Source organism: Asanoa sp. WMMD1127, assembly GCF_029626225.1.
Classification (GTDB): Bacteria; Actinomycetota; Actinomycetes; order Mycobacteriales; family Micromonosporaceae; genus Asanoa.
This window is the reverse complement of sequence record NZ_JARUBP010000001.1, coordinates 1374765-1389221: the sequence shown is the minus strand read 5'-3', so window position 1 is coordinate 1389221 and position 14457 is coordinate 1374765. Positions and strand designations below refer to the sequence as shown.

At 71.4% G+C, this 14457-nt stretch carries 10 protein-coding genes; 7 read left to right on the top strand and 3 right to left on the bottom strand.

Features of this window, described 5'->3' with window-relative positions; genetic code table 11:
• Window positions 1-170: 170 nt before the first annotated feature.
• The 6 genes from O7635_RS06825 (at window position 171) to O7635_RS06800 (ending at window position 7927) form a co-directional block, all read left to right on the top strand.
• On the top strand, window positions 171-2543 hold the full coding sequence (locus O7635_RS06825) for a sodium-translocating pyrophosphatase (RefSeq protein ID WP_278079564.1): 2373 nt from the start codon (window positions 171-173) through the stop codon (window positions 2541-2543).
• Between the two features lie 75 nt (window positions 2544-2618).
• The gene (locus tag O7635_RS06820; protein WP_278079563.1) at window positions 2619-3140 is read left to right on the top strand and encodes a hypothetical protein; all 522 of its coding nucleotides are present in this window, start codon (window positions 2619-2621) and stop codon (window positions 3138-3140) included.
• The gene (locus O7635_RS06815; RefSeq protein WP_278079562.1) at window positions 3131-3718 is read left to right on the top strand and encodes a hypothetical protein; all 588 of its coding nucleotides are present in this window, start codon (window positions 3131-3133) and stop codon (window positions 3716-3718) included. Before O7635_RS06820 ends, O7635_RS06815 begins: the two co-directional genes overlap by 10 nt.
• A 186-nt stretch (window positions 3719-3904) precedes the next feature.
• Entirely contained in the window at window positions 3905-6727 is a 2823-nt protein-coding gene (gene topA / locus O7635_RS06810) for a type I DNA topoisomerase (protein ID WP_278079561.1), read from the top strand.
• Between the two features lie 10 nt (window positions 6728-6737).
• A complete protein-coding gene (locus tag O7635_RS06805; protein WP_278079560.1) occupies window positions 6738-7538 on the top strand; it encodes a GNAT family N-acetyltransferase in 801 nt (266 codons plus the stop codon).
• Between the two features lie 26 nt (window positions 7539-7564).
• Window positions 7565-7927 carry a DUF1801 domain-containing protein gene (locus O7635_RS06800; protein ID WP_278079559.1) on the top strand — a complete coding sequence of 121 codons (363 nt, stop codon included), beginning with the start codon at window positions 7565-7567 and terminating at the stop codon, window positions 7925-7927.
• 138 nt (window positions 7928-8065) lie between these two features.
• Here O7635_RS06800 and O7635_RS06795 read toward each other — a convergent pair whose 3' ends face one another.
• Together O7635_RS06795 and O7635_RS06790 are read right to left on the bottom strand one after the other, a co-directional pair.
• Window positions 8066-11173, bottom strand: a complete 3108-nt coding sequence (locus tag O7635_RS06795) for a M14 family metallopeptidase (protein WP_278079558.1) — start codon at window positions 11171-11173, stop codon at window positions 8066-8068.
• 116 nt (window positions 11174-11289) lie between these two features.
• Window positions 11290-12282, bottom strand: coding sequence for an AAA family ATPase (locus O7635_RS06790; protein ID WP_278085388.1), 993 nt, complete (start codon window positions 12280-12282; stop codon window positions 11290-11292).
• Between the two features lie 65 nt (window positions 12283-12347).
• Here O7635_RS06790 and O7635_RS06785 point away from each other — a divergent pair, with 65 nt between their 5' ends.
• On the top strand, window positions 12348-13058 hold the full coding sequence (locus tag O7635_RS06785) for a protein phosphatase 2C domain-containing protein (protein WP_278079557.1): 711 nt from the start codon (window positions 12348-12350) through the stop codon (window positions 13056-13058).
• On the opposite strand, the gene O7635_RS06780 is transcribed toward O7635_RS06785, so the two are convergent.
• On the bottom strand, window positions 13055-14377 hold the full coding sequence (locus tag O7635_RS06780) for a D-arabinono-1,4-lactone oxidase (protein ID WP_278079556.1): 1323 nt from the start codon (window positions 14375-14377) through the stop codon (window positions 13055-13057). The two genes, O7635_RS06785 and O7635_RS06780, sit on opposite strands and share 4 nt — an antisense overlap.
• Window positions 14378-14457: the final 80 nt, after the last annotated feature.

Genomic DNA, 14457 nt, shown 5'->3' with positions numbered 1-14457 from the left:
GCGCCGATGTGAATGTCAACACTGTGTGCGGCTAGAGTACGCGGGTTATCAGCTAACGCCCTGACCTCGCCATCCGCCAGGTCGGTGCGTCGTTGCTCTCCACAGGGAGACGTCCCAAGGCCGGGTTAGTCCTCCGGCGGGACGCGTTGGTCGGTTATTGGAGGACATAGATGTCCGGGACCGGGACCTTGGCCGCCGATGGCGGCGGGCTGTCCCTTACTGGTGCGAACTTCTCGTACGTGATCGTCGCCTTGGTCATCGCCCTGGTGGCGCTTGGCTTCGCGGCCACGCTGCGGCGGGCGGTTCTGGCGACCGGTAAGGGCACCACCAATATGCAGGACATCGCCGGCGCTGTGCAGGAGGGCGCTTCCGCATACCTGCGCCGCCAGTTCAGAACGCTTGCGATCTTCGTTGTGATCGCGGTGATCCTGCTCTACGTGCTGCCGGTGCACGGCGCGGACGGCAACGAGACGCTGGTCAAGCTCGGGCGCTCGCTGTTCTTCATCGTCGGCGCGGCGTTCAGCGCGTTCATCGGTGGCGCCGGCATGGCGCTGGCGACCCGCGCCAACCTGCGCGTCGCGGCCGCGGCCCGCGAGGCCGAGGGCGGCCGTGAGAAGGCGATGCAGATCGCATTCCGCACGGGCGGTGTCGTCGGCTTCCTGACCGTCGGCCTCGGCCTGGTCGGCGCGACCGTCGTCGTGCTGCTCTACAAGGGCGACGCCCCGACGGTGCTCGAGGGCTTCGGCTTCGGCGCCGCGCTGCTCGCCATGTTCATGCGGGTCGGCGGCGGCATCTTCACCAAGGCCGCCGACGTCGGCGCCGACCTGGTCGGCAAGGTCGAGCAGGGCATCCCGGAGGACGACCCGCGCAACGCGGCGACGATCGCCGACAACGTGGGCGACAACGTCGGTGACTGCGCCGGCATGGCGGCCGACCTGTTCGAGTCGTACGCCGTGACCCTGGTCGCCGCCCTGATCCTGGGCCGGGCCGCGTTCGGCGAGGACGGCCTGGTGTTCCCCCTGATCGTCTCGGCCATCGGCGCGATCATCGCGATCGTCGGCGTGTTCATCACCCGGCTGCGCGCGAGCGACCGCAACGGCCTGCAGGCGATCAACCGCGCGTTCTACATCTCGGCGGCGATCTCCGCGGTCGCGGTCGCGGTCGTCTCCTGGTTCTACCTCAAGCCGTCGTTCGCCGAGTTCAACGGCGTGTCGCCCGAGATCGCCGGCATCACCCGCGACCCGCGCTGGGTCGCGATCGGCGCCGTCGTCATCGGCATCGTGCTGGCCGCCGCCATCCAGGCGCTGACCGGCTACTTCACCGAGGTCGAGCGGCGTCCGGTGCAGGACATCGGCAAGAGCTCGCAGACCGGTGCGGCCACCGTCGTGCTCGCCGGCATCAGTGTGGGTCTCGAGTCGGCCGTCTACTCCGCGCTGCTGATCGGCGCCGGCGTGTTCGGCGCGTTCCTGCTGGGTGGCGGTTCGCTGATCCTGTCGCTGTTCGCGGTCGCGCTGGCCGGCATCGGCCTGCTGACCACGGTCGGCGTCATCGTCGCGATGGACACCTTCGGCCCGATCTCCGACAACGCGCAGGGCATCGCCGAGATGTCCGGCGACATCGACGAGGCCGGCGCGAAGACGCTGACCGAGCTCGACGCGGTCGGCAACACCACGAAGGCCATCACCAAGGGCATCGCGATCGCTACGGCCGTCCTCGCCGCGACCGCGCTGTTCGGCTCGTACACGAGCTCGGTGGCGACGTCGCTGACCGACGCGGGCATCGCGGACGTCGACAACTACATCCTCAACCTGCTGAACATCAGCAACCCGCGGAACCTGGTCGGCCTGATCGTCGGCGCCGCGGTGGTGTTCCTCTTCTCCGGTCTGGCGATCAACGCGGTGGCCCGGTCCGCCGGCGCCGTGGTGGTCGAGGTCCGTCGCCAGTTCCGGGAGTTCCCGGGCATCATGGACCGCACCCAGCGGCCCGAGTACGGCAAGGTCGTCGACATCTGCACCCGCGACGCGCAGCGCGAGCTGCTCACCCCGGGTCTGCTGGCGATCCTCGCGCCGATCGCCGTCGGCTTCGGCCTCGGTGCCGGCGCGCTGGCCTCCTACCTGGCCGGTGCGATCGGCGCGGGCACGCTGATGGCCGTGTTCCTGGCCAACTCCGGTGGCGCCTGGGACAACGCGAAGAAGCTGGTCGAGGACGGCCACTACGGCGGCAAGGGCTCCGAGGCGCACGCCGCGACCGTCATCGGCGACACCGTCGGTGACCCGTTCAAGGACACCGCCGGCCCGGCGATCAACCCGCTGATCAAGGTGATGAACCTGGTCGCGCTGCTGATCGCCCCGGCCGTCATCACGTTCAGCGTCGGCGACGACGCCAACACCGGTCTGCGGGTCGGCATCGCCGTCGTCGCGGTCGCGGTCATCGTCGGCGCGGTGCTGTTCAGCAAGCGCAAGCCGGTGGCCATCTCGGAGGCCGATTCGGGAAAAGCCGATGAGGGCACGGGCGCGTCCGAGACGGAGCGGGTGAACGTCTGATCCGCCCTGGCGGACTACGGCCCCCGGTTGACGCAGGCGCGTCGGCCGGGGGCCGTTGCTCTTATGCTGCACGGCATGCGTACCCCTCGCGCAGTCCTGTCCGCCGTTTTCGTCGTGCTGGCGTTGGCCGGCTGCGGCGGTGACCAACCGGGCCCACAGGTCTGGGCGGCGGACGTCTGCGCGGCACTGAGCCCCTGGCGGGAAGAGATCGACAGTCTCGCCTCGAGCACCGAGCAGCAGATGACCGCCAAGACCGCTCCCGCGCAGGCGAAGGAGAACCTCGTGCGGTTGCTCGACGGCGCCGAGCGGGCGAGCGAGACGGCGCGCGCCTCGGTCGAACAGGCCGGCGTGCCCGACGTCGAGCAGGGCGAGACGGTGGCCGAGGGTTTCGTCGGGTCGCTGGCCGGGGTGCGCGACGCCTACGGCAAGGCCAAGCGGGCGATCGAGGGCCTCGACACCGGCCCGTCGTTCTACGACGGCGTCGGCACGGCGGTCGAGACCCTCAACAAGGAGTACGACGCCAGCGCGCTGGACACCAGCAAGCTCAACTCGCCGGAGCTGGCGCGCGCCTTCGACGAGGTCCCGGAGTGTCGCTGACGCCGCGGCAGCTCTCGCTGTTCGGCGTCGAGGCCCGCGAACCCACGCCGGGAGACCTGGCGGGCCTGCTCGCCGGGCCGGGCCAGGTCGTGCGGATGGGCGGGACCGCGCGGGTGTCGGTGGTCGTCGACGCCGGCTGGCGGGTGCACGTGCTCGTGGCGGAGCTGACCTTGCGCGGCCTGGCGCCGACCTGGTCGCCGACCGAGGTGGACGGGCATCTCGGGGTGCGTACCTCTTACTCCACGGCGCTGGCCACCCTCGGCGTCGCGTGGCTCCGCGGCGCCGTCAAGCGTCCCCCGCCCGGTTTCTTCCTCGATGGGCGAAGGCTCCGCCTTTGGGTGGCAGCGGCGGGGGCACCGGACGACGCCGGATACGCGCTCCGGCTCGGCGCCAACGACGAGGGCCAGTGGGACCAGGTCGGCGCCGCCCTCGCCGCCGTCGGCCTGCCCGCCGCGCTGCTCGGTCCGCGCGCCGGCGGCCCGGCCTACCGGGTGACGGGCCGCCGCCGGCTGGCCCGGTTGGCGGAACTTGTCGGAGATCGTCCAACTCCCGCGCCGCAGGAATGCTGGCCAGGGTGAACGCGTTGTTCAGCTGTTCGATCGACACCGGTTCCGGTGCGGTGGCACCCGTCACCCTTCGACCTGGGTGTACGGTGTCGCCGTCCCCGGTGACGCAGAGCCATGGTATGGCTCGGCTGGCGTATCGCGACCTCTCCGCCGTGCCGCGCGTTACCTTGGACATCCACGAACTTGTGAGGGAGCGCAGTGCCGAGCAACGCCAGGAGCACCCGTCTGGTCATCGTCGAGTCACCGGCGAAGGCCAAGACGATCTCGGGCTATCTCGGCCCGGGGTACGTGGTGGAGGCCAGCCTGGGTCACGTCCGTGACCTGCCGCGCAACGCCGCGGACGTGCCGGCCAAATACAAGAAGGAGCCCTGGGCCCGGCTCGGCGTCGACGTCGACAACGGCTTCGCCGCCCTCTACGTCGTGTCCGCCGACCGCAAGCAGCAGATCACCAAGCTGACCAAGCTGGCCAAGGAGGTCGACGAGGTCTTCCTCGCGACCGATGAGGACCGCGAGGGCGAGGCGATCGCCTGGCACCTGGTGGAGACGCTCAAGCCCAAGGTCCCGGTCAAGCGGATGGTCTTCCACGAGATCACCCGGCAGGCGATCCAGGCCGCCGTGGCCAACCCGCGCGACATCGACCGCGACCTGGTCGACGCCCAGGAGGCGCGGCGCATCCTCGACCGGCTCTACGGCTACGAGGTGTCGCCCGTCCTCTGGAAGAAGGTCATGCCCCGGCTGTCCGCCGGCCGCGTGCAGTCCGTCGCGACCCGCATCGTGGTCGAGCGCGAGCGGCAGCGCATGGCGTTCCGCTCGGCCGACTACTGGGACATCCAGGCGACGCTCGCGGTCGACGCCGCGGCCGCCAAGGAGGGTCCCCGCACCTTCACCGCCAACCTGATCGCCCTCGACGGCGACCGGGTCGCCACCGGCAAGGACTTCGAGCCCACGACGGGACGGGTGCGGCCGGGAGCTGCGGTGGTGCACCTCGACGCCGACGGCGCCCGTGGGTTGGCCGCTCGCCTCGACGGGCGGCCGTTCACTGTGACCCGGGTCGAGGAGAAGCCCTACCGGCGCCGGCCCTACGCGCCGTTCATCACCTCGACGCTCCAGCAGGAGGCGGCCCGCAAGCTGCGTTTCTCGTCACAGCAGACGATGCGCACCGCGCAACGGCTCTACGAGAACGGCTACATCACCTATATGCGTACGGACTCGGTCAACCTGTCCGAGACCGCCATCGCCGCCGCCCGCCGCCAGATCGCCGACCTCTACGGCCAGGGCAGCGTGCCGCCGGAGCCGCGCCGCTACACGGGCAAGGTCAAGAACGCCCAGGAGGCGCACGAGGCCATCCGGCCCGCCGGCGACCACTTCCGCACCCCGGGCGAGCTGGCCAACGAGCTCTCCGCCGAGGAGTTCAAGCTCTACGAGCTGATCTGGCGCCGCACGATCGCCTCCCAGATGACCGACGCGGTCGGCATGTCGGTGTCGATCCGGATCCGGGCCGTCTCCAACACCGGCGAAGAGGCCGACTTCGCGGCGACCGGCAAGACCATCACCGACCCCGGCTTCCTGCGGGCCTACGTCGAGTCGTCCGACGACGAGTCGGCCGAGGCCGAGGACGCCGAGCGCCGGCTGCCCAACCTGGTCAAGGACCAGCCGCTGACCGCCGAGCAGCTCGAGGCGCTGGGCCACTCGACCCAGCCGCCGGCCCGCTACACCGAGGCCTCGCTGGTCAAGCAGCTCGAAGAGCTGGGCATCGGCCGCCCGTCGACCTACGCGTCGATCATGGCGACCATCCAGGACCGCGGCTACGTGTCCAAGCGCGGCCAGGCGCTGATCCCGTCGTTCCTCGCGTTCGCGGTGGTCGGCCTGCTGGAGGGGCACTACCCCCGGCTGGTCGACTACAACTTCACCGCCGCCATGGAAAACGAGCTCGACGAGATCGCCGGCGGCGACATGGCCGCGGCCGACTTCCTGACCTCGTTCTATTTCGGCAGCGACGTCTCGGCCGACGGCACGATCGCGGCCGCGGGCGGCCTCAAGCGGCTGGTCACCGACAACCTCAGCGAGATCGACGCGCGCAGCGTCAACTCGATCCCGCTGTTCCGTGACGACGAGGGCCGCGACATCGTGGTCCGGGTCGGTCGCTACGGCCCCTACCTGCAGCGCGGCGTCGACCACGCGGCGGCCAACGGCAACGGCAACGGCGCCGAGGGCGGCGACCACGACGACCGGGCGTCCATCCCGGACGGCCTGGCGCCCGACGAGCTGACGCCGGAAAAGGTCAACGAGCTGTTCCTGGGCGGTGGCGGCGAGCGTTCGCTGGGCACCCACCCGGAGACCGGCGAAGACATCGTGCTCAAGTCCGGCCGCTACGGGCCCTACGTGTCCAGCGGCGAGCGCAACGCGTCGCTGTTCAAGTCGCACTCCCCGGAGACGCTCTCGCTCGACGAGGCGCTGCGGCTGCTCTCGCTGCCCCGGGTGGTCGGCAAGGACGACGACGGCGCCGAGATCCTGGCCGCGTCGGGCCGCTACGGGCCCTACGTGAAGAAGGGCGACGAGTTCCGCTCGCTGGACTCCGAGGAGAAGCTCTTCACGGTCACCCTCGACGAGGCCAAGGCGCTGCTCGCGGCGCCGAAGACCCGTCAGCGCCGCGCCGCCGCGCCGCCGCTGCGCGAGATGGGCAACGACCCGCTGACCGAGAAGCCACTGGTGATCAAGGACGGCCGGTTCGGGCCCTACGTGACCGACGGCGAGGTCAACGCGTCGCTGCGCCGGGGCATGTCGCCCGAGACGCTCTCGATCGAGCAGGCCTCCGAGATGCTGGCCGAGAAGCGGGCGAAGGGCCCGGCGCCGCGCAAGAAGGCGGCGAAGAAGGCGGCCACCAAGGCGACCGGCACCGGCAAGAAGGCGACTGCCGCCAAGAAGACGACGGCCAAGAAAGCGACGGCCGCGAAGAAGACGACCTCAGCCAAGAAGGCCGCCCCGAAGAAGGCGAGTGCGGCGAAGAAGGCGTCCGAGTAGCGTCTCTCCGATGTGGTCCATCACCTCGGACGTCGACGAGTTCCAGTCGGCAGCGGGCGATCTGCTGCTCGCCCGCCCGGTTGAGAACACGCTGCTGCTGACCGTGTCCCGGGCCGTCGCCGACATCGGCCCCGGCGCCTTCGGCGACGACGGCCCGGTGTTCGGCTGGCACCCCGACGGCAGCGCCTTCGTCTGGACACCGCCCCGCCAGCTGCTGCTCGGCGGCACGGCCACCGTCGCCGCGGCGACCGAGCTGGCCGGCGTGCTCGACGGCGTGCCGGGCGTCAACGCGACCGACGAGGCCGCGAAGGCGTTCGCCGCGGCCTGGACCGCCCGCACGGGCGCCACCGCCCGCCCCGGCGTCCGATCCCGGCTCTACCGGCTCGGCGCGCTCGTCCAGCCCGACGTGCCGGGCCGGGCCCGGGTCGCCGGCCCTGCCGATCGTGAGCTGCTGGTCGAGTGGCTCATCGTGTGCGCCGAGGAGTTGCACGAGCCCCTCTCGTCGGCGGTCGAGACCGTCGACAACGGCCTGAGCTACGGCGGCTACCAACTCTGGGAGGTCGGCGGCGCCGCGGTCGCGCTGGCCGGGGCCCGCCAGCCGTCCGGTGGCGTGGTGCGGGTCGGCCCGGTCTACACGCCGCGGGAGCACCGCGGGCACGGCTATGGTTCGGCGGTGACGGCCGCGATCAGCGCCTCCGCCCGGCCGCACGAGGTGGTGCTCTTCACCGACCTGGCCAACCCGACCAGCAACTCGATCTACCAGAAGATCGGCTACCGGCCCGTCGAGGACCGGCAGATCTACGAGTTCTGAGCCGCGTCGTCGGGCATCCTGGCTCCATGGCCGCCAAGTTCGCGTCTGTCGACGACTACATCGCCGCGCTGCCCGCCGAGCAACAGGAGATCACCCAACGGCTGCGGCGTACGGTGCTCGACGCGCTGCCGTCCACTGGCGAAAAGATCAGCTACAACATCCCCGCGGTCACGGTCGACGGCAAGGTGCTGGTCTACTACGCGGCCTGGAAGAAGTTCGTGTCGCTCTACCCGGCCCCGCGGGCCGACGACGACTTCGAGCGCGCCGTGGCGCCGTACCGCGGGGCCAAGGACGCTCTGCAGTTCCGCTGGTCCGAACCGATCCCCTGGGACCTGATCACCCGCGTCGTCCGCGTGATGCTCGACCAGCGCCGAGCCCCAACGGATTAGCCGCACCGGACCAGCCCGCGGACCAAACGTCCGGACCTGCCCCCGAAGCCCCCTGAACGCCGGCCGACCCGTGTTCCATAACGGGTGCGGCCGGCTTCCCTGGGATCGAGAAGCCGGCCGCGTCCGTTGTGCCCGGTGTCAGCCGAGCAGGTGGCGCAACGCGCGCTTGACCAGGTCGTCGCGCTGTGCCGGGGCCATGCCCTCGAAGCCGAAGCCCGTGTAGACGGTGTCGCGGGTGGTGATCACGGCGCCTTCTTCGAAGCCGAGCTGCGTGCGGGTCCAGTCGGTCACGTTCGGGCCCGAGCCCTCGGGCGGCCCGAGCACCGTGAAGCCGCCCAGGTCCGTCTCGAACCCGGTCGACGCGACCTCGGCGCCGTCGGCGAGGACGCGGACGTCGTCGACGAACACGGCCAGGCCCTCGGTGCCCCAGTCGGTCATGTACGTGATCGACAGCTCGACCTGCTTGCCGGCGTACGGCGTCAGGTCGGCCACCCATTCCTTCCAGCCGCCCGACGAGCCGGTGGCGGCGTGCCACGCGCCCGTCGTGCCGGTGTTGCCGCACGGCTGGTCGGTGGCGTTGAAGGTGACGTAGTGGTAGAGCTGCGGGTGCAGCCGGCCCGGCGAGTTGGCCGCGCAGCTGTCACCCGGGTCGGTGCCGGTCTTGCCGTTGACGTCCGGCAGCGTCGTCCACTCGTCAGTGCCCACGACGTGCGCCTCGACGAACATGAAGTCCCAGTTCGTCTCGATGTCGTACGACGTGAAGAACCGCAGCTCGCCCGAGGTCTTCCCGGTCAGGTCCACCGTGCGACCCAGCCGCTTGTAGGCCTCGTCACCGCGCCCGCTGAAGGCGTAGTAGTCGCCCTCGTAGGGGTCGAACGGCGGCGCGCCCGGGCGGACCCAGCCGACCGGGGCCGAGCTCGGCCCGAACCACGGGAACTCGTCCTCCGGCAGGATGCTCGACGTCGCCAGGAACGACGCGGTGTGGTCCTGGTTCTCCGCCGAGCCCGGCGCGTTGAGCGTGCCCTCGAAGCCGGTGAACCGGCCACTGCGGCCGGCGAGCGGCTGCGGGTTGCCCTCCTCGTCAGAACCCGAGCCGTCGATGTACGCGTACGCCCCGAGGTAGTACTGCTGGAAGTCGTTGAACAGCGGCAGGCACGGCGGGTCGTGCGGGTCCGTGCACTCGGGCTGCGCCGGGAAGTCGGGCTCGTAGTAGTACGAGCCGTTGATGCCCTGCGCGTACATGGCGTACTTGCCGGTCAGGAAGAGCTTGCCGCCCTCGTTGACGTAGTCGCGGACCGCGAGCTCGGTCTCCAGCGCCGACTTGGTCGCCGTGCCGCCGACCTGACCCGGCGCCCGCGGGATGATGTCGTCGCCGGTCTCCCAGACGACGGCCTTGTAGTGCGACAGCACGCCCAGGTGGTGCGGTGCCTTGCGGCCCTGGGTGTCGAAGTCGTAGACGTCGCTGCTGCGCCCGGCGGCGGTCAGCGCGGCCTGCATCTCGTCGGCGTACTTGGCCGAGGTGCCCTCCTGGGCCGGGCTCAGGCCGGTCACGTCCTCGGCCGCCAGCACCAGCACCTCGCCGCCGATGTCCTGCGACACGGTGTAGGTGAAGTGCTCGCTGGCCACGACGCCCGTGCCGGGCTTGCGGCCGGTGAACCAGACCTCGACCCGGTCGCCCTTCTTGGCACTGTTGACGGTGCCGCGCATCTCGGCGTACCACTCGTCGTTCTCGTCGCCGTAGCGCTCACCGCCCCGCCACTCCCTGACCCCGCTGGTGCGCGGGCGGCCGCCGTTGACGGTGTAGTGCATCCGGACGTCTCGCAGTGCCCGGCGGATGATCGCCGCGACCGGCTGCTTCGTGCCGTAGGAGACGTCGAACTTGTCGACGACGAAGTCCGGTGTGCTGCGGCCCACCGCGGACACGGGGTTGTCCGGGTCGAGCGCGGACTGGCCGGTGGCGATCGCGAACGGGATGTTCTTCTCGAACTCCGCCTGGATCAGCTCTTCGTCGTCCGGGAAGATGAAGTCGCTGACGCAGTCCTCGGCCACCCACTCGTCGTCGGGCACCGAGTTGGCCGCCGCGGCGCAGGTGCTCATCTCCGGCGTGAAGCCCAGGCCGCCGTACCGGTTGGACAGGTAGGAGTCCGTGTCGCCGTTGGTGGTGTAGAGCTCGGCGGACAGGTCGGGGTCGTAGCCCGGCACCGCCGGGTGCGCGTCGTCGCCGACCATCGCCTGCTGAACCACGTCGTCCGGAGACGGCGTGCTCACCTGCCAACCGACGCCGTAGAGCAGGAGCTCGGCCGCCGAGTGGTAGTTGATGAAGAACTCGGGGCGGATCTTGCGGTAGAGGCTGTCCAGCGCGCGGCTCTCGGGCTCCGAGTTGGGCGCCGGGCCGCGGTAGGTGTCACTGGTGGGGTTCGGCGACGAGCCCTCGTTGTCGTAACCCCACTTGTAGTCGAAGTTGCGGTTGGGGTCGACGCCGTCGACGCTGGTGATCTGGCCGTCGCCGTCGTTGTCGCGCAGGTTCTTGCGCCACAGCCGGTTGTCGGGGGTGAAGGTGTAGTCGTAGCCGTCGGGGTTGGCCACCGGCACGAACCACAGCTCGGTCTTGTCGACCAGCGCGGTGATCGCCGGGTCCTTGCCGTAGTTGTCGAGCACGTAGTGCAGCAGGCGGCGGGTCATCTCGACGGTGATCCACTCGCGGGCGTGCTGCGCTCCCATGTAGAGGGTCGCCGGCCGCGCGCCGTCGCGTACGTTCTTGGCGTTCTTGGTGACGCGGACCGCGGTCATCGTCTTGCCCTGGTGCGTCTTGCCGAAGTTGACCACCTCGGTCAGCTTCGGGTAGCGCGCGGCGGTGGCGAACAGCTCGTCGCGGATGCCGCCCGGCGCGTCGTAGGGCCGGAACGCCTCCCAGCCGGCCGCTGCCTGCTCGCGCAGCACCTGCGAGGCGGCCTTGCCACGGATCTTCTTGACGCCGAGCTTGACGCCCTGGTCGGCGAGGCGGTCGGCCTCCCGCTTGCTCAGCACGGCCTCGACCTTGGTGTTGGCCCCGTCGGCCCCGACGGTGACCTCCTCGGCGTCGAGCCCCGCCGCGCGTAGCTCGTCGAGCTGGGTCGGCGTCACCGTGCCCACGTATACCTCGAGCCGGTCACCCTGCCCGGGTGCCTGGGCCCGGGCCGGCGACGCCGCGAACGCGGCGACCAGCGTGGCGGCGGTTGCCGCCGCCAGCCATCGTCTCGATCTCATCCATCCCCCTCGCTCATGACAAAGGGGCTCCTCCACGTCGAAGAGCACCAATGTGGAGCCTGCCGACTGCGTAGGCGCCGGTCAATGGATGTCGACCCTTGACGGATCCCTACGGTTTACGGGTGGCTACGCGGGGTCAACGACGGAGCCGAAGGAGTGTGGCGGACGGCCCAGAGGGCGGCTTCGGTGCGCGACGTGGTGCCGGTCTTGCGCAGCAGATTGGAGACGTGCACGGTGACCGTCCGCACGGAGATGCCCAGCACGCGGGCGATCTGCTTGTTGGCCATGCCGTCGCGCAGGCAGACGAGCACCTCGACCTCGCGGGCGGTCAGCTCCGCCGGCGGCTCGCCGCCCGGGGCCGCCGCACGCAGCAGGGCCGGCACGTCGTCCGGCGCGGTGGTCGCGACGAGCTCGGTCAGCCGGTACGCGTTGCCCCCGGTGCGCTGCCAGACCTCGCGCGCCGCGGCCGGCGTGACCTCCCGGCCCGGGTAGACCTGGGCCAGCACCCCGGCGACGTCGTCGGGCCGCAGGGGTCCGAGATGTTGCCGGATGGCGCCGGGTGTCCCGGTCAGCCGGGCCAGGGTGCGGGCGACCAGCGGGTCGGCGCTCGGCCGGCTGGTCACCAGCAGCAGGGCCGGCAACCCCGGCGCGGCGGCCAGCTCGGCGACCAGATTGAGACTGGCCGGGTCGAGCGCGTGCAGGTCCTCGACCACCAGCACGGCCGGGCCGTCGCCGACCAGCGCGCGGACCACCCGGGTGGCCACCCGCAGCAGCGCGCCCGGCGCGAACCGCTCGACCGGCGCCGCGTCGTGCTGGGCCAACCAGGCCAGCGCCGGCGCCGGAACGCGCAGGCCCCGGGTGTCGCGGCCGCTGAGCACGGCGGCCAGCCAGTCGTAGGGCGCCGGCGAGTGGATCCGGGCCTGGCCGGCGAGCACGGTCACGGGCGCCGGCGCCAGCTCGCCGAGCACGGCCGCGACCAGCGCGCTCTTGCCCGTGCCGGGCTCGCCGGTCACCACGGCCACCTGCGGGCCGGTGCCGCCGGAGATGGCGGTCCACGCAGCGGCCAGCTCGGCGCGTTCCCGCGCTCGACCGACCAGCGTCACCGGCATCACGCACACACCCTACGAAATACTGCGTAGAGACTGCGATCGACGGGTTTGGCATGCTCGTACCCATGCCCCGCCTGATCTTGCGCGCCGTGACCGTGACCGACGTCGGCCCGGCGCGGCCCAACAACGAGGACGCCGCGTTCGCCGGCCGCCGCCTGGTGGTGATCGCCGACGGCGTGGGTGGCATGCCGGCCGGGGAGATGGCCAGCGAGATCGTGATCGAGACGCTGCGCGCCCTCGAAGAGGCGGAGACCACCGACCCGGCGGGGGCGCTGGTCACCGCGGTCGAGGAGGCCAACGCCCGGATCGCGGCGGAGGGGCAGGGCGCCGGGACCACCGTGACGGCCGGGCTGTTGCACGATGACCAGCTCGGGCTGCTGCACGTGGGTGACTCGCGGGGCTACCTGCTGGCCGCCGGCGCGACCGACATGGTGCGGTTGACCCGCGACGACACCTTCGTCCAGTTGCTGGTCGACCGGGGCGCGCTGACCGCCGAGGAAGCCCGGGCCCACCCGCGCCGCTCGGTGATCACCCAGGCTGTGCAGGGCGAGACCTACCGCCCGGCGACCGCGCTGCTGCCGCTCGAGCCGGGCGACCGGCTGTTGCTGTGCAGCGACGGGCTCTCCGACTACGTCGAGGACGCGACGATCGGCAAGACGCTGCGGGAGATCCGCGACCCGCGGGCGTGTGCGGAGGAACTGGTCGCGCTGGCGCTCGCGGCGGGCACGTTCGACAACGTCACCGTGGTCGTCGCCGACGCCGTGGTGGCGGGTTAGGAGCCCAGGACCCGCTCGGTGTACGCGTTGGCGAAGACCCGATGCGGGTCCAGCCGGTCGCGCAGCGCGACGAACTCGTCGAACCGTGGGTAGACCGGGCGCAGCGATTCCGCGTCGCGGTAGTGCAGCTTGCCCCAGTGCGGCCGCCCGCCGAGGTCACGGGCGAGGTTCTCGACGGCCCGGAAGTAGGGCTCGTAAGGTGCGCCGGCGAACTGGTGCACCGCGACGTAGACCGAGTCGCGCCCGTAGCCGTGCGACAGCGGGATGTCGTCGGCCGCCGTGAACCGCACCTCGACCGGGAACTGCACCTTGAACGGCAGCGCCTCGACCAGCCGCGGCAGCTCGCCGAGCATCGTCGGGAACGCGTCGCGGGGCAGGCCGTACTCCATCTCGGTGAACCGCACCCGCCGCGGCGTGCAGAAGACGGCGTCCGACCGGCCGGTGTAGACCCGCTCGGTGAGCGCCCGGGCAGAGACCGCGTTGATCGGGCCGACCGCCGCCGGGACCGCCCGCCCGAGGCGGCAGGCGCCGGCGAACACCGTGTTGGCGAGGAAGTCGTCGTCGAGCCAGCCACGCCAGCCGGGCAGCGGGCGGTCGTCGGCCGGCACCCGGTTGTTGGTCTTGACCTGGACCCGGTCGGTGTAGGGGAACCAGTAGAGGTCGCAGTGGTCGTTGTCGGCCACCAGCGCCGGCCAGTCGGTCAGCACGTCGGCCAGCCGCCCGGGGCGCTCGTGGGCCCGCAGGGTGAACGCGTCGACGCACTGCAGGGTCACCTCGGTCAGCACGCCGAGCGCGCCGAGGCCGACCCGGGCGGCGCCGAACACCTCGGGCGCGGCCTCCGCGTCGGAGCGCACCACCTCGCCGGCGCCGGTGACCAGGGTCAGACCGACCACGAACGTGGACAGGCAGCCGTACGCCGCCCCGGTGCCGTGTGTCCCGGTGGAGATCGCGCCGGCGATGGTCTGCGCGTCGATGTCGCCCAGGTTGGGCAGGGCCAGCCCGTGCGTGGCGAGCAGCGCGTTGAGCGTCGCGAGGGTCATCCCGGCGGGCACGGTCACCCGACGGTGTTCGCGGTCGACGTCGACCGGGCCGGGCAATGCGCCCAGGTCGACGCGTACGCCGTCCGTGACCGCGATGTCGGTGAAGGAGTGGCCGGAGCCGACCGCCTTGACGCGCTCGCCGCCGGCCGCCGCGGCGCCGATGATCGAGGCGAGCTCCTCGAGGCTGTGCGGGCGGGCCACGCGCGCGGAGGCCTGCTGGTTGCCCGCCCAGTTGCGCCACTGCGTCACGCTGGTCGTGGCGGCTCGACTCGCGGTCACGGCGCCCTCCATAATATGAACAGCCTTCATATCAGTATCCGGGCTCGCGCGTAAGAGCGTCACGAACAGACTCGGCGCAA